The 23,881-nt window shown below is 32.8% G+C and carries 18 protein-coding genes; 10 read left to right on the forward strand and 8 right to left on the reverse strand.

The window, feature by feature from the left end:
- Positions 1-2,637, reverse strand: coding sequence for a DEAD/DEAH box helicase family protein (locus ASC41_RS09600; RefSeq protein WP_241489648.1), 2,637 nt, complete (start codon positions 2,635-2,637; stop codon positions 1-3).
- 116 nt (positions 2,638-2,753) lie between these two features.
- On the opposite strand from ASC41_RS09600, the gene hemB reads away from it, so the two are divergent.
- From hemB to ASC41_RS09640, 8 genes are all read left to right on the forward strand, one after another.
- Positions 2,754-3,743 (forward strand): porphobilinogen synthase, encoded by a 990-nt coding sequence (gene hemB, locus ASC41_RS09605; protein ID WP_055436430.1) that lies wholly within the window; start codon positions 2,754-2,756, stop codon positions 3,741-3,743.
- Positions 3,744-3,772: 29 nt separating this feature from the next.
- Positions 3,773-4,846 (forward strand): CNNM domain-containing protein, encoded by a 1,074-nt coding sequence (locus ASC41_RS09610; RefSeq protein WP_055436431.1) that lies wholly within the window; start codon positions 3,773-3,775, stop codon positions 4,844-4,846.
- Between the two features lie 2 nt (positions 4,847-4,848).
- Positions 4,849-5,322 (forward strand): methylated-DNA--[protein]-cysteine S-methyltransferase, encoded by a 474-nt coding sequence (locus tag ASC41_RS09615; RefSeq protein WP_055436432.1) that lies wholly within the window; start codon positions 4,849-4,851, stop codon positions 5,320-5,322.
- Positions 5,322-5,840, forward strand: a complete 519-nt coding sequence (locus tag ASC41_RS09620; RefSeq protein WP_055436433.1) for a DUF4442 domain-containing protein — start codon at positions 5,322-5,324, stop codon at positions 5,838-5,840. The genes ASC41_RS09615 and ASC41_RS09620 overlap by 1 nt, the downstream gene beginning before the upstream one ends.
- Before the next feature lie 53 nt (positions 5,841-5,893).
- A complete protein-coding gene (locus ASC41_RS09625) occupies positions 5,894-7,039 on the forward strand; it encodes a serine hydrolase domain-containing protein (RefSeq protein ID WP_055436434.1) in 1,146 nt (381 codons plus the stop codon).
- An 81-nt stretch (positions 7,040-7,120) separates the two neighbouring features.
- A complete protein-coding gene (locus tag ASC41_RS09630; protein ID WP_055436435.1) occupies positions 7,121-9,346 on the forward strand; it encodes a S41 family peptidase in 2,226 nt (741 codons plus the stop codon).
- Between the two features lie 51 nt (positions 9,347-9,397).
- Positions 9,398-10,111 (forward strand): 3'-5' exonuclease, encoded by a 714-nt coding sequence (locus ASC41_RS09635; RefSeq protein WP_055436436.1) that lies wholly within the window; start codon positions 9,398-9,400, stop codon positions 10,109-10,111.
- Positions 10,112-10,166: 55 nt separating this feature from the next.
- Positions 10,167-10,817 carry a hypothetical protein gene (locus ASC41_RS09640; protein WP_055436437.1) on the forward strand — a complete coding sequence of 217 codons (651 nt, stop codon included), beginning with the start codon at positions 10,167-10,169 and terminating at the stop codon, positions 10,815-10,817.
- A 248-nt stretch (positions 10,818-11,065) separates the two neighbouring features.
- Here the strand turns inward: ASC41_RS09640 and ASC41_RS17135 are convergent, their stop codons facing one another.
- Positions 11,066-13,729 carry a GEVED domain-containing protein gene (locus tag ASC41_RS17135; RefSeq protein ID WP_241489649.1) on the reverse strand — a complete coding sequence of 888 codons (2,664 nt, stop codon included), beginning with the start codon at positions 13,727-13,729 and terminating at the stop codon, positions 11,066-11,068.
- Positions 13,730-13,911: 182 nt separating this feature from the next.
- On the opposite strand from ASC41_RS17135, the gene ASC41_RS09650 reads away from it, so the two are divergent.
- Positions 13,912-15,597, forward strand: coding sequence for an ABC transporter ATP-binding protein (locus tag ASC41_RS09650; protein ID WP_055436439.1), 1,686 nt, complete (start codon positions 13,912-13,914; stop codon positions 15,595-15,597).
- A 428-nt stretch (positions 15,598-16,025) separates the two neighbouring features.
- On the opposite strand, the gene ASC41_RS09655 is transcribed toward ASC41_RS09650, so the two are convergent.
- The 4 genes from ASC41_RS09655 to rsmI all read right to left on the reverse strand — a co-directional run bounded on the left by ASC41_RS09655 (position 16,026) and on the right by rsmI (position 18,812).
- Positions 16,026-16,679: a CoA transferase subunit B gene (locus ASC41_RS09655; protein ID WP_055436440.1), complete on the reverse strand. Its 654-nt coding sequence runs from the start codon at positions 16,677-16,679 to the stop codon at positions 16,026-16,028.
- Between the two features lie 88 nt (positions 16,680-16,767).
- The gene (locus ASC41_RS09660) at positions 16,768-17,469 is read right to left on the reverse strand and encodes a CoA transferase subunit A (RefSeq protein WP_055436441.1); all 702 of its coding nucleotides are present in this window, start codon (positions 17,467-17,469) and stop codon (positions 16,768-16,770) included.
- A 73-nt stretch (positions 17,470-17,542) separates the two neighbouring features.
- Complete coding sequence (locus tag ASC41_RS09665; protein WP_055436442.1) at positions 17,543-18,112, reverse strand: uracil-DNA glycosylase family protein; 570 nt, start codon at positions 18,110-18,112, stop codon at positions 17,543-17,545.
- A gap of 28 nt (positions 18,113-18,140) precedes the next feature.
- Complete coding sequence (rsmI, locus tag ASC41_RS09670) at positions 18,141-18,812, reverse strand: 16S rRNA (cytidine(1402)-2'-O)-methyltransferase (protein WP_055436443.1); 672 nt, start codon at positions 18,810-18,812, stop codon at positions 18,141-18,143.
- Between the two features lie 93 nt (positions 18,813-18,905).
- Here rsmI and ASC41_RS09675 point away from each other — a divergent pair, with 93 nt between their 5' ends.
- Entirely contained in the window at positions 18,906-22,682 is a 3,777-nt protein-coding gene (locus ASC41_RS09675; protein WP_055436444.1) for a DUF7933 domain-containing protein, read from the forward strand.
- On the opposite strand, the gene ASC41_RS09680 is transcribed toward ASC41_RS09675, so the two are convergent.
- A complete protein-coding gene (locus ASC41_RS09680; protein WP_055436445.1) occupies positions 22,672-23,040 on the reverse strand; it encodes a DoxX family protein in 369 nt (122 codons plus the stop codon). The two genes, ASC41_RS09675 and ASC41_RS09680, sit on opposite strands and share 11 nt — an antisense overlap.
- Positions 23,041-23,050: 10 nt before the next feature.
- The gene (locus ASC41_RS09685; protein ID WP_055436446.1) at positions 23,051-23,779 is read right to left on the reverse strand and encodes a hypothetical protein; all 729 of its coding nucleotides are present in this window, start codon (positions 23,777-23,779) and stop codon (positions 23,051-23,053) included.
- Between the last annotated feature and the right edge of the window lie 102 nt (positions 23,780-23,881).

A 23,881-nucleotide genomic window follows, 5' to 3' on the forward strand; every position in this document is an offset into this window, starting at 1 on the left:
TCACTTCCAAACCACAACCTCTTTAGTCATCTTACTAAAAGCATTATAAACATGAAACAACCTAGCTTTTAAAAGCAGTTTTCTACCATCAAATTGCCTAGTATAGACTAGCTTGTTTTTTCCAAGATAGTTGGTCCAATGCTTCTGAAACAAAACAGCGTTTTCTTTCTTATCTCCAAAAATATCTGGAACAGGATAAAAACTCTCCACATCTAACTTTTTTCTAAACGTATTTGTTTTAATAATTAAATAGCGAGGCGAATCTATTGGCTCTAAAAGTTCTGTAAGCGCTTTAGAAAATATTGAGTTTTCTAATGCATTTGCGCCAACTAAATTACAAACCACATCGCCTTTATTTAAGACGTAAGAATCTACAGAAATATTATTTTTATTAGTAGTTAGCAACTTTAAATCGTCTAAAGTATCTAGGATTGCTAATCCCATTTTTTTTATTTTTTTATATAAAAAACCATAACGCAAATACAACGTAATCGCTTTGTAAAACTTGTATCCAAATGCGCCTAAAAGCGCAATTAATAACGAGTATAAAAAATAGATAATACCTTGATGTAAAGCAATATCTGCACTTTTAATTATAAATTCTACATAGAATATCATAAAACCAATAAGTAGTTCTACAGTAAAAAAGCGTAAAATATCAAAATAGTAAATCTGTTTTTGCTTTTTAAAAGGCACATTTTTATAATGAATAAGTTTTACTTGTTTGGTCAATTTTGTTCCACTACCAATACTACTTTTCCATTTTGCAATAACATTACTTCTTTGCTTTGCTTGATCTAAAGTATGTGTGTTTAAGGCTTCAATAGTATCTGGCTGAATATTTTTAGGAAAGTACAAACGTTCGAATCCATTAGAAATAAACGGAATCTCATTATTGGTTACACCAACAAAAGCTTCAAAACGTCGTTTTAATATTTCAACCTCTCTTCCACCATCATCTTGCGTTGGATCTATACTTGCCAAATGCCAAATGCTTCCTGTTTTATTTGGTGAATCTGCATCTGTTCTAATGGCTCTGCCTCGCATTTGGTTTGAGGACACAAACGAACCTACAAAAGAAGCCAAAATTAAACTATTAATAGAAGGCGCATCCCAACCTTCACCTAATAAAGATTTTGTACCAACAAGTACTTTTATCGTTCCGTTTTCAAACAGTTTTGTAATACTACTTACAATGGTTTTTTTAGCTATTGTATTTGGTGTTACTTGCACAAAAGAAGCATCAATTTCTAATGGTTTAAAAGAAAAGTCGTCTTCGCTTTCTATAGTAAGCAATGCGTTTACAATAGATTTATGAATTATAATAATACTCCCAGAAAGTACAGCAAGCTCTTCTTTATTACCACAATAATGTCTAACGTATTGAAAGATAGAAATAACACCTATTTTATCTATCTCACTAATGTCTTTATCTTTTATGGTTAAAAATTCTTTTCTTATATAATCTGTAAGAATAACACACCTTAAATTTTCTTTTAAATGTGTTCTTTCACTATCAATAATACTTACAATACTTTTAAGCTTACTTGGACTGTTTGATAACGATTTATAAATTAAATCATCACCTCTAAAGTCTACTTTATTACGCTCGAAAGTATTTAAAAGCCGTAATTGTTTTTCTAAAGTTTTTAAATAAGCTTCATCTTCAAAAAGTTCTTCTCTATCGTCAACTAATATATTTTGAAGTAAAACCTGAAGCCATTCTAACTCAAATTTAGGAAGCTTAATCGCTTCATCTTTATTAAAACCAAGAATTTCTAATTTTTCTATTTCTATTGAAAAACCACAAGCATGTAAAGCAATTAATATTGACGAAAAGTATTTAGTATTGGCATACAAGGCATCTAAATTCCAATTCGGGTTTTTATAAAATCTATGATTAAGCAAAAAATTAATAAAGGCACTATCCTGTAAAAGATTATCCTTAAAATCTGCAATTTTACGTCTATAATCGACTATAAAATTAATCTCTAAATCGTCTGGTTTCGAGAAATACACATAATCTTGATGTGCACACAAATCGCCTTCCTTTACTAAATCTGGAACAGCAATTTCGTCGTCTACTTCACCACACAATGTAAAATATTTAGAAACTTCTGCTCTACTACTATCGTAAGGAGGAGTAGCTGTTAGCGAAACCATATAAAACGAACTATTGTTTTTTAAGTCCATTAAACACGTCCACCATGCATTTTTTAAATGGTGTGCTTCATCCAACACAAGTGTTTCAATTCCATGTTTTTTAAAAAATGTAAAGTAATCGTTCTTGTCTTCGAACGTTTTATAAAAAGCATGAAGAGATTGATAGGTAGAAAAAGTAACATCGCTTGGTTCTTTAATATTAAAAGAGAAATTACTAAATGTTTCGCCTTCAGAAAAGAACGTCTGCAATCTATCTTTCCATTGGTTTCTTATAGTAAGCGTTGGCGCAAGCACTAAAGTCTTTTTTCCTAAACGTCTAAGAATTTCAATTCCTAAAATTGTCTTACCTGAACCTGGAGGTGCAATAACGTGAAAATGATTATCTGCCATGTGGCTATCAAAATGCTTCAATAACTCTGCTTGATAACTTCTCCAAGGAAAAATAAATTCTAATGTATCTAAAGATTCAATCAATTATAAAATAGTTTAATTCCAATAAATAAAGCCTATTAATTTAAATAATGTAAGCTTCATTTCGCTTGTTAATTGGTATAATCATTAACTTTGTATTCGTTAAAAGTAATAAAACTATGTATCCAATAAAAAGAAATAGAAGATTAAGAACTAACGAAGCTATAAGAAGTTTAGTTAGAGAAACTATAATATCTCCAAACGATTTTTTAGTCCCACTTTTTGTGGTTGAAGGAAAAGGTATAAAAGAAGAAATTGCTTCCATGCCAAATTACTATCGTTACAGCTTAGATTTATTACAAGCCGAAGTTAAAGAGCTTTGGAAACTAGGTTTAAAATCTGTATTACTATTTGTAAAAGTACCAGATAATTTAAAAGATAATAAAGGAACCGAAGCTATAAATCCTGATGGATTAATGCAACGTGCTATTAAAACGGTTAAAAATGCTTGTCCAGATATGCTAGTGATGACGGATGTTGCACTAGATCCATACTCGGTTTACGGGCACGATGGTATTATAGAAGATGGTAAAGTAATTAACGATGAGAGTGTTGATGTATTAACAGAAATGAGTCTTTCTCATGCCGAAGCTGGAGCCGATTTTCTAGCACCTAGCGACATGATGGATGGTCGTATTTTATCTATTCGTGAAGCTTTAGAAGACGAAGGTTATACAGATACAGGAATCATGAGTTATTCAGCTAAATATGCTTCTGCTTTTTATGGTCCTTTTCGCGATGCTTTAGACTCTGCTCCTGTAGATGCTTTAGATATTCCTAAAGATAAAAAAACATACCAAATGGATTACGCAAATCGTTTTGAAGCGTTACGCGAAACCGAAATGGATATCGATGAAGGCGCAGATATTGTTATGGTAAAACCAGGTTTATGTTATTTAGATATTGTACGCGAAATTAAAAATGAAGTCGATGTACCTGTTGCTGTATATCAGGTTTCTGGAGAATATTCTATGCTTAAAGCAGCTTCCGAAAAAGGTTGGTTAGACCACGATGCTGTTATGATGGAACAAATTACTGCTATTAAACGTGCTGGTGCAGATATAATTGCGAGTTATTTCGCAAAAGATGTAGTAAAATTAATATCGTAAATTAGCCACAAACAAACCAAAATCAATTCATGGGATTATTATTATTTTACGGCGTTATATCTATTTTCTTTTCTTTTTTATGCTCTATTCTAGAAGCTGTACTTTTAAGTGTTACTCCAACATTTATTAACTTAAAAAAACAAGAAGGAAAAGCTTTTGCCGAAAACTTAGAAGAACTTAAAAAAGACGTAGACAGACCATTAATTGCTATCCTTACTTTAAACACTATTGCCCACACCGTTGGTGCAATTTTGGTAGGTAAAGAAGCCGAAGGCCTTTACGGAAGCGGAGATGGATATGGTGTATTTATCGTTTCGGCAGTAATGACTATTTTAATATTAGTAGCTTCAGAAATTATCCCAAAAACTATTGGTGCAACTTACTGGAAAAGTTTAGCAGGTTTTACTACTACTGCCCTTAATATTTTAATTTTTCCTTTAAAATGGACAGGTTTATTATGGTTAATGCAGTTAACTACAAAATTAATTGGTGGTAAAGGTCATGGCAGTGTATTAAGTAGAGAAGGTTTTCTAGTTATGGCAGATATGGCACACGAAGAAGGTGTTTTTGAAGGTAACGAAAGTAAAATTATTAAAAACCTTTTAACCTTTAAGGAAGTTTTTGCTAAAAATGTAATGACACCAAGAACGGTTATGAAATCTGAAAATGAAGATACTACCGTAGAAGATTTTTTTAATAGAAATATGAACCTTCGTTTTTCTAGAATACCAGTATATTCTAAAACCGAAGACAACATAAAAGGACTAGTTTTAAAAGACGAAATCTTTAAAGAAATGGCTTTAGGTAATGGTTCTAAAAAATTAGTAGAACTAAAAAGAGACATTATAATTGTAGACAGAAATTTAGCAATACCAACATTGTTCGAGCAGCTTGTAGAAACTAGAAACCACATGGCTTTAGTAGTAGACGAGTATGGTTCTGTTAGCGGTATTGTAACCATGGAAGATGTTATAGAAACACTTTTAGGTATGGAAATAATGGACGAAAGCGATAACGTAAGCGATCTACAAAGTCTAGCAAGAAAAAGCTGGGAAGCACGTGCTAAAAAACTTGGTATTATAGACGAAAATAGTCCTGAGTAACAATGGAAACATGCATTATCAAATCGCCTTTAGGTTTCACCAAGATAACTGGCGATTTAGATGGTATTGCATCGGTAACTGTTTTAAATTCTGAAGAAAAAATTACAGACATTATTCCAGAAGTTCTGGAAGACTGCGTACTTCAGCTTAATCAATATTTTGAAGGATCGCGTAAGCAATTCAGCTTAAAGCTTAATCCTAAAGGTACAGATTTTCAAAACCGTGTTTGGAACACACTACAAACTATTCCTCATGGCAAAACTACATCTTACCTTCAGCTTTCAAAACAATTAGGAGACGTAAAAGCAATTAGAGCTGTAGCAAATGCTAATGGCAAAAATCCGTTATGGATTGTAATTCCTTGCCATAGAGTAATTGGTAGCGACGGAAGTTTAACTGGATATGCAGGAGGTTTACATCGAAAAAAATGGCTCATTGAACATGAGAGTCCGTACAAACAACAATCTTTATTTTAATGTATAAAATTGCAACCGATTTTTTAACACGTTTTGTAAAACCGTCAACCATTTACAAATATGGTTTTAATTGGTCGCCAATGTACAGGCGTACTACCGCAAAACTTGTTAATGTGAGTGACGATTTACACTATGTAAAAATCAGACTAAAACTAAATTGGAAAAATAGAAATTACGCTGGTTCTATGTTTGGTGGCAGTATGCTAGCAGCTACAGATCCAATTTACATGATACAACTTATTCAAATTCTTGGTAACGATTATGTGGTTTGGGACAAAGCGGTTACAGCAAAATATAAACGCCCAGGAAAAGGCACTATACATGGTGAATTTATTTTTTCTGCCGAAGAAATAGATACACTTAAGCAAAAGCTTAAAACCGAACAAGAAGTTAATCTTGAAAAAACAATGCATTTACTAAATGCTGATGCAGAGGTTGTAGCAGCGTTTTCAAAAACACTATATGTGGCCGAAAAAAACTACTACAAGAAAAAGCAAGCACTAAGACGCGCAAAATAATTAGCTTTCAGTTATAATTTCATTATATTTAAAATTCTAAACTATTTATATAAATGAAATTTCTAAAAAAGCTTCTAAAAGTAATCGTAGTCCTTTTTGGTTTACTAATTGCAACACTTTACATTACAGATACAGATTACCTTATTAAGGCTGTCCGCACCATCTACATGCAAGGTTATACCACTGCTTTTTTAGACGATTATAAAAAGTTTGACAACCAAGTTATAGAAAATGGAACACCTCAACCTTGGCCAAACCATAAAGACTATAATGCAGCAAAAGAAACTGCAACTTTACAAACAGCAAATAAAGATTGGGGAACAATAGCTTATGTAATTATTAGAAATGATAGTATTTGGTTCGAGAACTATTACGATGGTTACAACGAAAACTCGAAATCCAACTCGTTTTCTATGGCTAAAAGTTATGTCTCTGGATTAATGGGAAAAGCCATTATGGATGGTTATATTAAAAGTTTAGATCAGCCAGTTTGCGATTTTCTTCCAGAATTTTGCGATGGATTAGCCTCTAAAATGACGGTTGGTGATTTATCTTCAATGAGCTCTGGAACCAATTGGGATGAAGCTTACTATTCGCCTTTATCTATTACTACACGTGCTTATTTTGATGATGATTTAGCCAAAGTAATGAATGGGTTAAAAGTTGTTGACGAACCAGGAAAAGCCTTTAAATACGCAAGTGGAGACACGCAAATGCTAGCTATGGTTATTGAAAAAGCTACAGGTAAAAAATTATACAATTATTTCGAAGAAAGCTTTTGGAAACCTTTAGGTAGCGAAAACCAAACGCTTTGGCAAGTAGATAGTGAGGAACACGATTTAGTAAAGGCTTATTGTTGTATTGCTAGTAATGCAAAAGATTTTGCTCGTTTTGGAAAACTATATAAAGACAACGGGAAATGGAATGGGAAGCAAATATTAGACTCTGCTTTTGTAGCCAAATCTTTAACTCCAAAATTCGATCCTGTTTACGGTTACGGTTGGTGGCTTAAAAAACACAACGGTAAAGACTTTGCAATGATGCGTGGACATCTTGGTCAATACGTAATTGTACAACCAGAAGACAATGTTATTATTGTGCGTTTAGGTCACCAGAAATCTCCAGATGCAGGCATTGGTACTTACACTAGTGATATTTCACTTTATATAGATGAGGCTTATAAGATGTTGGATAAATAAATATTAATGTTTTGTTATTTAACATCTTATTAATTGAAGTCATTAAATTTTATTCATCCTTTTGAATAAAACTAATCAACCATGAAAAAACTAATCTTAATTTTATCTATCGTGTTTGCATGTAACACTGTATTTGCACAAACCAACCATAACTTAGATTTTGAAATTCTAGAAAATGAAACAGCGAAGGGCTGGAAGTCTTTTGGAAGCGACAATTACAAAATAACTTATGATACGACTATAAAACAAAATGGAAAAATTTCTGGCTCTATAGAAAGTCAAAACGGGAAAAGTGACTTTAAAGCATTAGCTTATACTATACCTACAGATTTTGATGGAAAAAAAATAAAACTCTCTGGTTATCTTAAAACTGAAAATGTAGAAGGTGGTTTTGCCGGTTTGTGGTTACGAGTTGATCCTCAAATTGGATTCGACAATATGCAATCACAACAAATAAAAGGTACAAACGAGTGGACAAAATATGAAATTGAACTAGATTATAACAGTGCCGCCGAAAAAATTGTTTTTGGAGGTATAATTGTTGGGACTGGAAAAATATGGGTTGATAACATGGAAATTACAGTCGACGGTAAACCATTAGCTCAAGCACCAGAAAAAAAACTAGATACTGCACAAAAAGACAAAACATTTGATAATGGCTCTAATATCTCAATTTCCTCCTTAAATAATAATCAAATAAAAAACTTAGATCTTTTAGGTCGCGTTTGGGGATTCCTAAAATACTATCATCCTGAAGTTGGCAAAGGAAATTTTAACTGGGATTATGAATTATTTAGAATCCTTCCCAAATTTCAAAATGCTAAAAACAATATAGACCGTGATAATATATTAGCCTCATGGATTGATAGCTTAGGAAAGGTAAAACGTTGCAAATCTTGTAAAGAAGTTGCTGAAGATGCATTCTTAAAACCAGATTTAGATTGGATAAAAAGAGATGATTTGTCTCAAGGTCTAAAAGAAAAACTAGAATACATTAAAAAAAACAGACATCAAGGTAAACACTATTACATTGGTATGATGAAAGGTGTTAAAAACCCTAGATTTAAGAATGAAAAATCATATTCAGATATGAAATATCCAGATGATGGTTTTAGACTGCTCTCTGTGTATAAGTATTGGAATATGATAAACTATTTCTTTCCATACAAACACTTAATGGACAAAGATTGGAATACCTGTTTAAAAGAATATATCCCTAAATTTATAAATGCTAAAGATGAATTAGAATATGAATTAGCTGCATTACAAATGATAGGCGATATTAAAGATACACATGCAAATCTTTGGGGAGGAAATAATAAAATTATAGAACAAAAAGGCGATTACTTCCCTACTTTTCATGTAAAATTTGTTGAAAACAAATTGATAGTTGATGCTTTTTTTGAAGAAGGAAATACACCTAGTGGTCTAGAACTAGGAGATATTATTACACATATTAACAACAAATCTATTGAGGACTTAGTAAAAGAAAAACACGATTTTTATCCTGCATCAAATCAGCCAACACGATTACGTAATATAAGTTTCGATATCCTACAATCAACTAATAATACTGTAGATTTAAAACTAGTACGAAATAAAAATGCTCTCAACAAGACATTAAACCTTTACAATAAAAGCGATATTAAAGGATATTATAGATGGTATAAAAATGAAGACAATGAAAAGAGTTTTAAAAAACTAGACAATAACATTGGCTACATTACACTTAAAAACATAAAAGAAGAGGATGTAAAAATTATAAGAAAAGAATTTATTGATACTAAAGGTATTATAGTCGATATTAGAAATTATCCTTCGGCATTTATGCCTTTTCTTTTAGGCCAATTTTTCACATCTAAAACCACTCCGTTTGTGAAATTTACAAACGGAAATGTAAATTATCCTGGTGAGTTCTCTTTTGGAAAACAATTATCTATTCCTTCAAAAGGCAAAACATATAAAGGAAAAGTTGTAGTTTTAGTAAATGAGATTTCTCAAAGTCAAGCAGAATATACAACTATGGGCTTCAAAGTTGGCGATAATGTTACCATCGTTGGCAGTACTACAGCAGGTGCGGATGGCAACGTATCATCAATAAACCTTCCTGGTGGACTAAGAACTTCAATTTCTGGAATTGGAGTATATTATCCAGATGGTAAAGAAACGCAGCGTGTTGGTATTGTTCCAGATGTAGAAATTAATCCAACTATAGAAGGTATAAAGCAAGAACGTGATGAGTTGATGGAAAAAGCAATAGAAATTATCTCATTAAACATAAGCAAAAAACCATCAGTTAAAAATTAATAAGATTTCTGTAAGAGTTTATCTCGAGCGCAGTCTAAAGATTACAAGCCTATGATATCTAAACTCAACCTAGAAAACATCTTATTTCTTGACATTGAAACAGTTCCTGAAACGGAACATTTTAATGAACTCGATAAAACCAAACAAGAACTTTGGGAAGCAAAATCGCGCTACCAAAGAAAAGAAGAATTCTCAGCAGAGGAATTTTACGATCGTGCAGGTATTTGGGCTGAATTTGGAAAGATAATTTGTATTTCTGTTGGGTATTTTACTAATCAAGGAGAAACACGTTTGTTTAGAACAACTTCTTTTCATGGCGAAGAACCAACACTTTTAAGAGATTTTAAAAACTTAATTATTTCTCATTTTAGCCAAGCTAAACATTTATTGTGTGCACATAATGGTAAAGAATTCGATTTTCCATACATAGCGAGGCGCATGATTATTCATAATATAGAATTACCATATAAATTGAATCTCTTTGGTAAAAAACCTTGGGAAGTACCTCATCTCGATACTTTAGAGTTGTGGAAGTTTGGCGATTACAAAACCTATACTTCTTTAAAACTACTAACTAACGTTTTAGGCATCCCATCGCCAAAAGACGATATTGATGGCAGTGAAGTTTATAAAACTTATTATGAAGATAACGACATCTACAGAATAGTCGTTTACTGCGAAAAAGATACCATTGCAGTAGCTCAAATTTTCTTAAGACTTCGTGGTGAACGCATACTAGAAAATGATGAGATTATACATGTGTAAAAAGAATACTATTTTGCTTTAAGAAAAATAGAAGTACTTTTAAATAGTTATACAAATGAAAGAACAATACTCGATATTTAGAAAGTTTCCTACTTTAGAATTAGCAATAGAATTAAGAGATTTACTCTTAGAAAATAGTATTGAATCTATTATTGATGATAATATACCTCCTGTAGATATTACTTTTTCTGGAAGTACTTTAAATAACCAAATTGAGATTAGAATAAAACAATCTGACTTTGAAAAGGCTGAAGATATTTTAGAAAAGGATGCTGAAAACTTAATAAACGAAGTTAACAAAGACTATTACTTATTTGAATTTACAAATGAGGAGCTTTATGAAATTCTTCTAAAATCTGACGAGTGGAGTGTTTTTGATTACACTCTTGCTCAAAAAATTCTTACACAAAGAGGAAAGTCTATAGATAAAGACTTGCTTAATTCTCTAAAAAATGAACGCTTAAAAGAATTAGAAAAACCTGAAGGCAACCAGAAGCCTTGGATTATTGGAGGTTATTTTTTCTCTATTATAGGTGGTTTTCTAGGATTAATTATAGGCTACTTTCTATGGACTTCTAAAAAAACATTACCTAATGGTAAAAAGGTATTCTCATACTCTAAAAACGATAGAAAACATGGTAAATATATATTCTATATTGGCTTAATCGTTGTACCGACACTCTTTTCACTAAACATATTTAAGTAGTTTTAGATTGAAAATTTAAATTCTACCAACCATCTTTATATTAAAAATACACACCTTATTTTAAGCACTAATCTCTCGCGAAAAGGATGGAACGGTTTGTTTGAAATCCTTTTTGGCACAAAAAGATTGAGTAGTGACAGCCTGGTTTTTGCCTTTTTCTGGCAAAAATTTGCACTAAAAATTTCGCATAAAAAAAGCCCAAACTTACGTCTGGGCTTTTAAAATTAAATTTTGTTTAAGAGATAAAACTACTGCTTAATAAATTTCCTTGTTTCTAATGTATTATTCACATTAAATTGAATCATATACATTCCAGACTCCAAGTTTGCAACGTTTACACCATGTGTTGCCGTTCCTTTTGCTACTTGCTGCCCTAACATATTTACAACCGTAAATGGTAAGTTTTCTATGTTAGATTTTACGTATAACATGTTTCCTTTTACTGGGTTTGGATATACAGAGATTTCTACACCTAAATACTCTACTATACCTTCGGTTAAAACTCTTGCAGTTCCACATAATCCTAAGTTAGTCCAACTAGATGCTCCTCTTTCGTATAAAGAACCATTATAAGTTACTCTATCTCCAACTGAATACGATTGACTACTGTTGTATTCTGAAACTCCTGCACACTTATCTGCAGAACCATTAGTAAGACTAATAGCATCTACCGCCATATCACCTTGCCATGTTGTACCTGTTGTACCATCGAATCTTAATTGCACATTACTTCCTGCATAAGATGATAAATCTACACTAGCATCTTGCCAAGAGTTACCTTGGTTTCCAGATCTAGTCCAAACAGGTGACCAAGACGATCCATTATTTGTACTTACCGCTAAATTTAAGCTACCCATTGTTGTTCCTCCATACAAATGATATTTAAAACTAAATGTTGCTTGATTTTGTCCTGCTAAATTAAAACAAGGCGATACTAATATAGCACGTTTAATAGAATTGTTTGGTGCAGAAGACTCCATATAAACATATTGAGATCCTGCTGCTGCACTTGATGGTCCTGTATTGCTTGATGGTGTTGTTCCTGAGTTTCTTGTCCAATCAAAATCATCTCCTCCACCTTGAGTCCATGCTCCAAAACCAGATTCGAAACCTTCGCTATAAGGGAAAGATGAAATTGCTCCTGAACAACCAGATGTGCTTGCAGGACTTACCACAATACTTCTAGATACTTGGTTTGCTGCATTACCTGCTGCATCGCTTACGTTATAGTTTCTTGTATAAGTTCCTGCAGAATTTGTGTTTACAGTTCCTGTAGTTACAATACTCGATGTAAGGTTACCATCTACATTATCTGTAGCAGTTGCTCCTAATTCTGAATACGCATCGCCTACAGTTAAATTAATTGTAGATGCTCCTACTAAAGTAATAACTGGCTTAACCGTATCTGCTACTCCTGCTACTATATTAACAGTATAATCCTCTACTTCTCCATACTCGAAAGTTTCGCATGCTGTTGGCACACCATTATATTTCATAGAAACTCTCATTCTAGTTTCTCCAGAAGAAGTTCCTGCTGGTACCGTAAAACTTCCTGTTGCTGGCGTTGTTTGAGATGCCGCTTTAGAAAATACTTGTTCTCCAGAATCTGTAAAATCTCCATCTTTATTATAATCTATCCAAACTGAGTAACCTTCTGCATATGCTGTGCCAGTCCAAGTTGGAGTAATTGTAATAGTACTTGAAGCTCCTTTAGTTAAGTTAGTTGAAACACTTGTAAAATCTGAATATGATTGTGCTCCAGAAGCATTGTCTATACTGCCAATTTGTACTCTAGAAATATACTCATCGTTAACACTATTTCCTTGCGATGCACAATATTGAGGACCTGTAGTACATGGTGTACAAGAACCTCCACAATCTACTCCTGTTTCTGTTCCATTTTGAATACCATCTGTACAAGTTGGTTGTGCAACTGCTCCACACTTATCTGATAATGCTAAAGTACGCCTTGCTCCTCCTGCTTCTAATACAGCTCGCATTCTTGTTTTTTGTCCTTGCGTAAATAAGTTCATACACGAATCGTTTGTGTAATCCATATAATTTTGTGGCATATCTGTAGACGAACAAGATGTTTGACCAATAGGACAACCACTATTAGATGTTTGGTGTGTTGGTGTATCGCTTACAAAATCGTTTCCACAATTGCTATCTCCCCAAATATGACGTAGGTTAAAATAATGTCCAATTTCATGAGTCGTTGTTCTACCACCATCAAAAGGTGCAGTAACTGCTCCTGTTCTACCAAATGCATTATAAATCATGATTATACCATCTGTAGCAGCTGCTCCACCAGGAAACTGTGCATAACCCAAAAGGTTAATTGTTTGTCCTTGAGAAACAGTTGTCATTTTTGGTACTACCCACATGTTAAGATATTCGCTAGTATTCCAAGGATCTATTCCGCCAGAAGATGAGCGTTTAGCATCGTCATTTGCATTCCAATCTTGTCGAGTAGTTTGCTTTCTAGTAATACCTGTTGTTGCATTACCGTTAGCATCTACAGTAGATAAACAGAATTCTATTTGAGTATCTGCCGCTTGAGACCAAGAGTTGTCTGCATCTGGATTTGTACGTCTAAAGTCTTCATTTAAAACATCTAATTGAGACTGTATTTGTGCTAAACTAATATTCTCAGTCGCATTCCTATATAACACATGAACTACAACAGGAATTGTTATAATACTACCTACTACTTTATTTTGTGCGTTTCCTTGTTCTAATACTTTCTTCTGAGTAAAAGATTCTATTTCTGCCATTCTACTTTCTAAGGTTGGATCTAAGCCTTTTCTGTACTCTAAGTTTTCCATAGCCGCACATCTTTCGTAATTTTGCGCCTGCATAGTTAATGCAAATAGAAAACATAAAATTGATAATGTAATTGTCTTTTTCATGTTGATTATTTAATAAATTAGTTAATATTTTGTGGTTTCATTAATCAAAGTATCAAAATAAAATAGAATAAATAATCCCTTTTTTAATTTTTTCGATTAAAAACTGTTAAAATTTTAACGTTCGGCTGTGGTTACTGTTTTTACCGTAATATTATAGTCTATAATTCCTACATTTACTTCAAATGAGCAATTTACTATCCATAAATAATTTATCTATTTCTTTTTTTTCTAACGGAGATGAAAATGAAATCATACATAATATATCTTATCATTTAAATACAAATGAAATACTTGGTATTGTAGGAGAGTCTGGTTCGGGTAAATCGGTTTCCTCTTTAGCTATTTTAGGATTGCTTCCAAATAAAATTTCTAAAATAACTTCTGGTAGCATTCTTTTTGAAGACAAAGACTTAACCCAAATTACATCGAAAGCTTTTCAGAATATAAGAGGACAGAAAATAGCTATGATATTTCAAGAACCTATGAGTTCTTTAAATCCTTCTACAACATGCGGCAAACAGGTAGAAGAAATATTGTCTCAACATACTAAATTATCTAAAAAGGAAGTTAAAGCAGAAACGCTCTTGCTTTTTGAAAAGGTAAAACTGCCAGAACCGGAACGCGTGTATGCTTCTTATCCTCATGAAATATCTGGCGGACAAAAACAACGTGTCATGATTGCAATGGCGATTGCTTGTAAACCAAATATTTTAATTGCAGACGAGCCCACTACTGCTTTAGATGTTACCGTGCAAAATGATATTATAGCTCTATTAAAAGAGCTACAGGCAGAAACGAAAATGAGTATTATTTTTATTACACATGATTTGTCCCTAATCTCACAAATTGCAAATCGTGTACTCGTTATGTATAAAGGCAACATTGTAGAGCAAAACACAGTTGATGCCATTTTTAAAACGCCACAACATAATTATACAAAAGCACTAATTAACGCAAGACCTTCGCTAACCAAAAGATTAAAACGACTACCAACTATTAGTGATGTAATGAATGATGCTGTAGATAATTCTGTTATTACTTCAGAAATGAGAGCAATTCAGCACGAGAAAATATACAATCAAGCACCTTTATTAGAAGTTATTAATCTTGAGAAAGAATACATCTCTAAATCTGGTTTGTTTTCTAAAGCCGAAAACTTTAAGGCCGTAAATAACGTTAGTTTTAAACTTTATGAAGGTGAAACTTTAGGGTTGGTAGGTGAATCTGGTTGTGGAAAATCTACACTTGGTAATGCCATCTTACTTTTAGATAGACCAACAGCTGGAACTATTTTATTTAAAGGTAACGATATTACAAAATTAAATTCTACTGAAGTAAAAGCGCTTAGAAAAGACATTCAGATAATATTTCAAGATCCTTATTCGTCATTAAATCCTAGACTAACTGTTGGAAAAGCAATAATGGAACCTATGAAAGTGCATAATCTGTTTGCTAATACTGCAGAAAGACAAGAAAAAGCAATAGAAATTCTAGAACGCGTTGGTTTAGACATTTCACACTTTAACAGATATCCTCATGAATTTTCTGGAGGACAACGACAACGCATAGGTATTGCTAGAACCGTTGCCCTACAACCTAAATTAATTGTTTGCGACGAATCTGTCTCTGCTCTTGATATCTCTGTACAAGCTCAGGTATTGAATTTATTAAATGAATTGAAAGAAAACTTTGGATTTACTTACATCTTTATTTCACATGATCTTGCAGTAGTAAAATATATGAGTGACCAATTATTGGTTATGAATAAAGGCAAAATAGAAGAATTGGATGATGCAGATATTGTCTACAATGCTCCAAAAAAAGAGTATACTAAAAAATTGATAAACGCTATACCAAAAGGCTTATAGCATAAAGACCTTTTTTGTTAAATACATCATACTTCTAAGAAATTTAAATGTATTCTTTATTTTTTGGTATTGCCTTAATAAAAATAAATCTGAATTCATAGGTAGGTTGTTTATGATAGATTTGGTGTTTATACTATTTCTACTTTGAAATCATTTTGACTTTACAACAATTTCAAAGTAAATCTAGTATTACATAACAAAAGCATCTAAGCCAATGGTACATTTGAGGTTATAAAATTTGATAGGTTTGGGACTGCTAATATAAGTGAGATTTTAAATTAATCAGCTAAAAAGCAATAACATTCGACGAAATACACTTTATTTTAACATTTAACATGTTTTTCATCCTTTCAACAAGCTTTTATATTAAAAACGAAGCTAACCTATAGCTTCCTAATATAATACTCAGTCAGCACAAAAACCTCTATTTATAAACTCATTTCAGGAATATCTCCTTCTATAATTAAAGTTCCTTCTGTTGCTTTTTTAATTTCTTCAACCGAAACTCCTGGCGCACGTTCTAAAAGTTTAAAACCTTTATCTGTAACTTCTAAAACTGCCAAATTAGTTACTACTTTCTTAACACAACCAACACCTGTTAATGGTAAAGAGCATCTTTTAAGTATTTTAGACTCTCCTCTTTTATTAGTATGCATCATTGCAACAATAATGTTTTCAGCACTTGCAACCAAATCCATAGCACCACCCATTCCTTTTACCATTTTTCCTGGAATTTTCCAGTTGGCTATGTCTCCGTTTTCGGCTACTTCCATAGCTCCTAAAATAGTTAAATCTACGTGTTGCCCACGAATCATTGCAAAACTCATTGCACTATCAAAAAAACTTGCTCCCGGAAGTGTTGTAATGGTTTGCTTTCCTGCATTAATTATATCTGCATCTTCTTCACCATCAAAAGGAAACGGACCCATACCAAGAACACCGTTCTCACTTTGAAATTCCACTTCAATATCATCGCGCACATAGTTAGCTACTAATGTTGGTATTCCTATTCCTAAGTTTACGTAGTAACCATCTTGTACCTCTTTTGCAATGCGTTTTGCTATTCCTGTTTTATCTAACATCTTTTTCGTTTTGTCATTCCCGCGAAAGCAGGAATCTATTTAAAATTTTTCTTAATTTGTTGATTCCTGTCATTCACAGGAATGACAATTACTCTCTTGTTCTAACAGTTCTCTGTTCAATACGTTTTTCATATTTTTCACCTTGAAAAATGCGCTGTACAAAAATACCTGGTATATGAATTTGATTAGGATCTAATGCTCCTACAGGCACTAATTCTTCAACCTCAGCAACTGTAATTTTTGCTGCTCCAGCCATACATGGATTAAAGTTTCTTGCAGTTCCTTTAAATACCAAGTTACCTGCTGCATCACCTTTCCAAGCTTTTACAAAGGCAAAATCAGCTTTAAAAGCGTGCTCTAAAACATACATTTTACCGTCGAACTCTCTAGTTTCTTTACCTTCTGCTACTTCAGTTCCATAACCTGCTGGCGTAAAAACTGCAGGAAAACCAGCTTGTGCCGCTCTACAGCGCTCAGCTAAGGTTCCTTGTGGTATTAATTCTACATCTAACTCCCCAGAAAGCATTTGCCTCTCGAATTCATCGTTTTCACCAACGTAAGACGACACCATTTTTTTAATCTGTTTTTGATGCAATAATAAGCCCAAACCAAAATCGTCTACACCTGCATTATTAGAAATACATGTTAATCCTTTTACACCGCTCTTAACTAATGCTGCTATTGCATTTTCAGGAATTCCGGAAAGTCCAAAACCACCTAACATAAACGTCATGTTATCACTTATACCTTTAGTAGCTTCACTAACCGAGTTCACTTTTTTGTTAATCATTGTTGTCTTTTTTATTGTGGCTTAAATTTATGAAATAAAAAAACCATTCTATAAAGAATGGCTTGTAAATATTTTATAAAATACCAGCTACTACTTTCTGTAACTCCGGCACAACTAACTCCTCAAACCATGGATTTTTAGCTCTCCAAAATCTGTTTGTTGGAGAAGGATGTGGCATTGGGAAATATTTTGGCAAATACGTTTTATATTCCCCAACGGTTTCGGTAAGGTTTTTTTTAAAGTGTTCTTTTAAATAATATTTTTGAGCACAAACACCTATTAATAATACTAATTCTACTTTAGGCATTTTTTCGATTAAAGTTTCATGCCACTCTGGAGCACACTCTTTTCTTGGCGGTAGATCTCCTGTTTTTCTTTTTCCTGGATAGCAAAATCCCATTGGTATGATCGCGAATTTTTTAATATTATAAAAATCTTCATCACTAACATTAAGCCATTGTCTTAGTTTTTTACCACTTTGGTCGTCCCATGGTATTCCTGACTCATAAACCTTAGTTCCTGGAGCTTGACCAATAATTACAATTTTAGATTCTGTATGTGCAGTAACCACTGGTCTGGGACCAAGAGGTAAATACTCCTTACAAATGGAGCACTGATTAATATTCTCCAGTAAGTTTTGCATTAAAATATATTATTTTATATCGCGCTAGCTATTTTTTTCCTCCAACAACAACAACAATCTCTCCTTTTGGTGGTTTATTTGTATAATGCGCTAAAACTTCTTTAGCAGTACCTCTAACTGTTTCTTCAAACATTTTAGTAAGCTCTCTTGATACAGAAACTTGCCTGTCTTCTCCAAAATATTCGCAGAAATGACCAAGTGTTTTAATAAGTTTATGAGGACTCTCGTAAAAAATGATAGTTCTAGTTTCTTCAGCAAGTAATTTTAATCGTGTTTGCCTGCCTTTTTTAACAGGTAAAAAACCTTCGAATACAAATTTATCGTTTGGCAAACCAGAATTCACTAAAGCAGGAACAAAAGCTGTAGCTCCTGGTAAACAGTCTACTTCAATACCATTTTCAACACAAGCACGTGTAAGTAAAAAACCAGGATCGCTTATCGCAGGAGTTCCTGCATCACTAATAAGTGCAATAGTTTCTCCACTCTTTAAACGCTCGACTAAACGCTCGACCGTTTTATGCTCGTTGTGCATATGATGACTTTGCATTGGTGTTTTTATTTCAAAATGCTTTAAAAGTTTTCCAGAAGTTCTGGTGTCTTCAGCTAAAATAGAATCGGCTGACTTCAAAACTGAAACAGCCCTAAAGGTCATATCTTCAAGATTCCCTATTGGTGTTGGTACTATGTATAATTTACCCATTAAATATTACTTATATTTTCAAATTTACAATCTTTTTAATAGTTATTAACGCAACCTTTTTATATTTTGGTTATCTACTAATTAAACCAACCAATGCAAAAAATCACTATTTGCCTATTATTCTTATCTTTTTCATTTTTAAATGTAAAAGCACAAACAACAGATTTATCAATTGTTGTAGAGGCACAAAATATTACAGGAGCACCTGTTTCACAGGTAAATATTTATCAAGATTTCCAATATTTAATTACCATATTAAACTCTGGAACAACTGTTAGTAATGCTACATTTTCTCAAACATTAAGTACAAATGTTAGTTATTTTACTGCTATGGGTCAAAACTCAAATGGAGGAGCTAGTGATGTTTCAAATATTGCTTTTTCAGGAAATTTACTTACAGGAACCGTTGCTAACATGCCGAGTAATTCTAGTGTTGAAGTACTAGTTACTGTTAGAGCACCTATTAATCCAGGAGGTATAGCGACTAATGTAACTGTTTTTCCTCCTAATGGAACTACAGATAGTAATACGGACAACAATCAATCTATAATTTCTATAGATGTAAACGATTTACCTATAGATTTTTCTGTAGTATATTCTCAAGTTTTACCAGCTGAAGGCACAGGAATAAACAATTGGAACGACACCGTTACTTACCAGTTTACTATTACAAATAATAGCGCTATTGGTTTTCCTTTAAATGGCTTTTCTGGCAGAATGCAAGTAGCAAGTGCTATTAATTTTGGAGTACCAAATGTACAGTTCGAATCTATCACATGTTTAAATGGAACAAATGGAACACTATGCCCAGATGTTTCTGGAGTACTACAAAACACAAGTACTATATTAACAGCAAGCCCACAAAACACTCCTCTTTTTGGTTTTAATGCTCCTATTCTATTTAATGCAAATAGCACTTTAAGTTTTGAAATTGTGTATAAATATTTAGAACCTGGTTGTAGCATAGATATCGCTCCATTGGCTGTAGATAGTTTTATTAAAATTGAAATAGATCACGCTAACGAATCTTCTAACGACTCTAATTTAGTTTTTACACAATTAATAGACGCTCCAGATTGCGCTACAACAGATCTATGTATCGAGACAACGCAAATTACTCCAATACCGACACAAATGGTAAATTGGGATGAAGAAATAACTTTTGAAACCACTGTTTGTAACAACGGGCCTTTAGATGGCTATGGTCGCTTTTTTATTCAAAATCTATCTGTGAATATAGATTGGGATATTGTTTCTATAACATGTGATGCAACTACAGGAAATATTACTTGTAATGATTTTACATTAACGGACCAAGGTCTTTTTTGGTCTAGCAACGAATTTACAATTCCTGCAAATGTTACCATAACCATAACTACTATTGTAAAATTTATAGATCCTGATGATTGCTCTACCGGAACACCAATTAATTCGGAGGGACATGTAAGAAGTGGGATAAACCTTTTAGAATCAGATATTTTAGAGAGTAACATTTTAAACAATGCTGAAAGTGATTTTGTAATACTACCTCCTTTAGCAATTTGTGACCCTGAAGAAATAGTAGATTTACAAATTACTAAAACACAAATAAGCCCAGTTCTACCACTTGGTAGTGATGCTGCAAATACTGTTGGTTGGGGGAATGTAACCTACGAAATTACTGTAACAAACCCAAGTGCAACCGTGGGTGCCTTAGTGGAAATTGAAGACTACATGCCAAATGGAGCAAATACATTAACAACTGCAACTTTAGTTTCTGTAAACTGCTCTTCTACAACAGGAACAGCAGTATGCCCAACTATTAATAATGCCAATATTGGAGTCCTTTTAGACGGTGTTCCAAATACTGGAATGGAAGATGTTTTTTGGAGTATTCTTCCTGAAGATAATTACTCTTTACCCGCACTAAGCTCTGTTTCTTTTCAAGTAGTAGTAGATTGGAGTCCAGAATGCTCTAGTTCTGCAATACAGGCAACAAATGGTGTAAGAATAACTAGTGTTGATGATTTAGCAGACAACATAACAGATAACAACCAAGCAGATGTTGTTACTTATTTTGCTCCTTGTGTAGATTTAGTGGTACAAACCTACCCAGAATTTACTCAGGTTGTAGTCAATCAAAATTTTAATTGGATTATCGATATTACTAATAGTAATACAAGTTCTAATGCCATTAATATAGATTTTCAGGATATTCTTGGAAATCAATTTACCTTAAACGGCACTCCAACATGTACAGTTACAAATGGAAATGCTAGTTGCACAACTTTTACCACTACTGGTAATACTGTAACAGGAGTAATACCAAACATGGATGCGGCTTCAACAATACAAATTACAATTCCTGTTACAGCTCCAAGTTACGGTGGCGCTTTTACAAACAACGCACAAGCAATACCAAACGAAAGCGACAATCAAGAGTTAACTATTGAAACAAATATCTCTATTAGTAACGTTCAAGTAATCGCTCCAACAGTTGTAAAATCCTTTACGCCAACTCAAATTATTGTTGGACAAGAAAGTATTCTAGAGTTTACTGTTACCAATTTAGCAGGTAACCCAGCTCAAAACAATATAGATTTTACCGATAGTCTTCCTAGTGGATTAACAATTTCAGGACCAATAACTTGGACACAAGACAATGGTTGTACTGCAGATTTCATAGGAAACAATGGAGGCACAAGTGTAATTGTTAATAATTTAATATTTCCAAATGGTGTTGAAACTTGCTCCTTTTCTGTTCCTGTTACTTCTACTATTATTGGCAATTATTTAAATGACGACAATAATTTCTTAGATCAAAACAACATAGACACCTCTCTTGCAAATGCAACTTTAGATGTAATAGCAGACAATAGTAATGTAGACATTGAGGTTCTAAAATCGGTACTCCCAACTCAAGTCTTTGTAGGAGAAAATGTTACTTTTTCTATTACAATTTCTAACTTAGGTACAACTCAAGCAACAAACATTTCAATTTTAGAAAACCTTCCTGCCGGCTATCAGTTTGTATCAGCATCAACTAGTTTAGGTACTTATAACGATACCTCATATTTATGGAGCTTAGATAATATGTCTCCAAACCAAACCGAAACATTAACTATTATCGCTCAAGTTATCTCACCAAACAACCTAATTAATACCGCTAGTTTAAATAGTGTTACAGAAACAGATAGAGATTTAACCAATAATCAAGATTCTGCAGAGGTTAGCATTTTAGAAACTAATGTTGATATTGAAGTACTAAAATCTGTTTCTCCTACAGAGGTTGTAATTGGAGAAACTGTTACATTTTCTATTACGGCTTCAAATATAGGTACCACAGATGCAACAAATATTTTTATATATGAAAGCCTTCCTACTGGCTACATTTTTCTTAGTGCTAATACAACCTATGGTACATATAATGAAACTTCTTTTCTTTGGAATTTACCCAATTTAAGTACCAATCAAACAGAAACATTAAACATTACAGCTCAAGTCGTTTCGTCTATAAACTTATTAAATACAGCCAGTTTAGAAAGTGTAACCGAAATAGATAGAGATGAAACCAATAATGAAGATTCCGCTACCGTTTTTATAAACGATTGCTTAAAAATATCTCAAGGTATTTCTCCTAACAGCGATGGAGACAACGATACGTTTACAATAAATTGTATTGAAGATTATCCTGTAAATAATGTAAAAATATTTAATAGGTATGGGACGTTAGTTTTCGAAACTAACAATTATAAAAATAACTGGAACGGTATTCCTAATAAGGGTATTTTAAAATCTAACACCCTTTTACCTGTTGGAACTTACTATTATGTAATAACAATTGAGTCTATTAAAAAACCTTTTATAGGATGGCTATATCTTAATTATTAACTTTTATAGGCCTCTCACTTTTTCCTAAAAAATAAGATATTAATAGTAATGGAATTACAACAAAAGAAAGCCCAATTTCATGGCCTGCATTATAATGTGCTGCACTTGCTAAAAGAGCATTAAAAAAGAAGCCTGCATATGCCCATTCTGTTAGCCAACTACTTTTGCGTAACAAAATCATAACAACTCCAAAAACTTTTAATGTTGCTAAAGGATAAACAATATATGTAGGATGATTAAGTGCTTCAAAAAAGCCTTTTACCATTTCGTATTGAGTGAAATACATTGCTGCAGAAAACAAAAATATACCACAAACACCTAAAGTCGCAATCCAATAAATTATTTTTTTTATACTCATTTAGTATTTTTTAATTAAATCTAGACTCAATAATAGCGATAAAACGTTCAACATATTCCTCTTTAGTATCCCATGATTTATAATCTGGCTTTACATTGTTCTCTATAAAAGCACTCGCTTCTCCAAAACTAGACATAGTATTTAATTGAGAAATTACACGATCGTAATCTTCATTTTTACTATCGAACAAGTGTTTTATAAAAGCCAATTTATCGTTTAAACCAATAGTTAATCCTCCAGATTTTAGTTTATCGTTCAATGATTTCTTTTCAGTCGTTTTAATATCACTTACCTTATCAAAAATTGGAATTTCGTTAAAATCGGCAGTAATATCTTCAAAATCATTTTTATGATGTTTAGGCTGTATCGCCTCAAAGACGGCATCAATTTGCTGTGTTTCTTGAGGCATTTGCGCAACCATATCCTTAATTTTTTCCATTACAGGCTCCATTATCTCATCATCATCACGCTCATCTAAATCAATATATGTTTTACTTCCAACCTCAATATTATCACTCACTGTGTTATTAAAAGCTGTATCTAACATTCCAAAAAACGAAGAATCGTTACCAATGGTAGGTAAAACGTCATCAAAGTTCTCTTGTGCAAATTTTAAAACCGTTAGTTTTTCGTACAAAGCAGCAACTTCAGTATGCATTTTATTTACATCTTCTTTCCCTTTTAGTTTAAGAATCTTGTGAGCTATGCTCATCAATTCTGATTCTAACTTCTTCTTCATAGATTAAAATTTTTATAATTATTCAAATTTATACAAATTAGGCTTTTGATTTTTAATAAATTTGAGCCACCTTTATAGCAACGCGAAATTTATCGTGTTGGT

Origin of the sequence: Lacinutrix algicola, from assembly GCF_001418085.1 — a bacterium.
GTDB classification, from domain to species: domain Bacteria; phylum Bacteroidota; class Bacteroidia; order Flavobacteriales; family Flavobacteriaceae; genus Lacinutrix; species Lacinutrix algicola.

Excerpts from the sequence above, each read along its gene's own strand:
- ASC41_RS09610 (WP_055436431.1), top strand. The coding sequence starts at position 3,773 with ATGGGATTATTATTATTTTACGGCGTTATATCTATTTTCTTTTCTTTT.
- ASC41_RS09650 (WP_055436439.1), top strand. The coding sequence starts at position 13,912 with ATGAGCAATTTACTATCCATAAATAATTTATCTATTTCTTTTTTTTCT.
- ASC41_RS09685 (WP_055436446.1), bottom strand. The coding sequence starts at position 23,779 with ATGAAGAAGAAGTTAGAATCAGAATTGATGAGCATAGCTCACAAGATT.
- ASC41_RS09675 (WP_055436444.1), top strand. The coding sequence starts at position 18,906 with ATGCAAAAAATCACTATTTGCCTATTATTCTTATCTTTTTCATTTTTA.
- ASC41_RS09630 (WP_055436435.1), top strand. The coding sequence starts at position 7,121 with ATGAAAAAACTAATCTTAATTTTATCTATCGTGTTTGCATGTAACACT.
- ASC41_RS09660 (WP_055436441.1), bottom strand. The coding sequence starts at position 17,469 with ATGATTAACAAAAAAGTGAACTCGGTTAGTGAAGCTACTAAAGGTATA.
- ASC41_RS09625 (WP_055436434.1), top strand. The coding sequence starts at position 5,894 with ATGAAATTTCTAAAAAAGCTTCTAAAAGTAATCGTAGTCCTTTTTGGT.
- ASC41_RS09655 (WP_055436440.1), bottom strand. The coding sequence starts at position 16,679 with ATGTTAGATAAAACAGGAATAGCAAAACGCATTGCAAAAGAGGTACAA.
- ASC41_RS09680 (WP_055436445.1), bottom strand. The coding sequence starts at position 23,040 with ATGAGTATAAAAAAAATAATTTATTGGATTGCGACTTTAGGTGTTTGT.
- ASC41_RS09620 (WP_055436433.1), top strand. The coding sequence starts at position 5,322 with ATGTATAAAATTGCAACCGATTTTTTAACACGTTTTGTAAAACCGTCA.
- rsmI (WP_055436443.1), bottom strand. The coding sequence starts at position 18,812 with ATGGGTAAATTATACATAGTACCAACACCAATAGGGAATCTTGAAGAT.
- hemB (WP_055436430.1), top strand. The coding sequence starts at position 2,754 with ATGTATCCAATAAAAAGAAATAGAAGATTAAGAACTAACGAAGCTATA.
- ASC41_RS09665 (WP_055436442.1), bottom strand. The coding sequence starts at position 18,112 with ATGCAAAACTTACTGGAGAATATTAATCAGTGCTCCATTTGTAAGGAG.
- ASC41_RS09635 (WP_055436436.1), top strand. The coding sequence starts at position 9,398 with ATGATATCTAAACTCAACCTAGAAAACATCTTATTTCTTGACATTGAA.
- ASC41_RS09615 (WP_055436432.1), top strand. The coding sequence starts at position 4,849 with ATGGAAACATGCATTATCAAATCGCCTTTAGGTTTCACCAAGATAACT.
- ASC41_RS17135 (WP_241489649.1), bottom strand. The coding sequence starts at position 13,729 with ATGAAAAAGACAATTACATTATCAATTTTATGTTTTCTATTTGCATTA.
- ASC41_RS09640 (WP_055436437.1), top strand. The coding sequence starts at position 10,167 with ATGAAAGAACAATACTCGATATTTAGAAAGTTTCCTACTTTAGAATTA.